Genomic DNA, 872 nt, shown 5'->3' with positions numbered 1-872 from the left:
CACCGGGTTGGGCGCGATTTACGTGAACACCACCAGTATTGTTGATTACCGCTTGGTAACAGAGCATATGGCGCAAGAGTTCCAAAGTTTAGGTGGTCATATTAGCTTGAGAACCAAGGTGGTTGCCGCCGATGAGAAAGATGAAGAAGTACAACTGACTTGCGTTTCCGATGGGCAATCTATGCAGTTGAACTGCAAGTTTCTAGTCACTTGCAGTGGATTGATGGCCGATCGGATGACAAAAATGATGGGCATTCCGACCGATTTTCAAATCGTGCCTTATCGCGGTGAATACTACCGATTAGACAGTAAGCATAACCAAGTGGTGAATCACTTAATCTACCCAATTCCAGATCCAGATTTGCCATTTTTGGGGGTGCACTTGACTCGTATGATTGATGGTTCTGTGACGGTTGGTCCAAATGCCGTTCAGGGTTGGAAGCGAGAAGGGTATGGAAAAGTGAACTTTAACCTGCAAGATACACTGCAAATGCTGAGTTTTTCTGGCTTTTGGAAAGTCACACAAAAGCACTTAAAAACGGGCTTGGAAGAGTTTAAAAACTCGTGGTGGAAGCCTGGGTATTTGAAACTGGTCAATAAATATTGTCCGAGTATTCGTGTTGAGGATCTCCAGCCTTACCCTGCAGGGATTCGCGCGCAAGCGGTGTTGTCGGACGGCACTCTAGTGCACGATTTCCTATTTGCAGAGAGCGCAAGAAGCCTTCACGTGTGTAATGCGCCTTCCCCAGCGGCCACATCTGCCATGCCTATCGGAGAGTACATTTGCGATAAGGTCGATGAGAAAGTGGTAGCTAAAGTCGTCTAGTCAGACATAAAGAGCCAGTTTGAACACTGGCTCTTCCATTTCATCA

1 protein-coding gene is annotated in these 872 nt (G+C 46.7%); it reads left to right on the top strand.

Annotated elements, in window-relative coordinates; translation table 11 throughout:
* The coding region (lhgO, locus tag R7Q46_RS25845; protein WP_318078040.1) for an L-2-hydroxyglutarate oxidase at nucleotides 1-826 on the top strand (826 nt) is incomplete at its 5' end.
* Between the last annotated feature and the right edge of the window lie 46 nt (nucleotides 827-872).

The sequence above is a fragment of the Vibrio sp. 811 genome (assembly GCF_033339195.1).
This window is presented reverse-complemented; position numbering and strand designations above follow the sequence as displayed.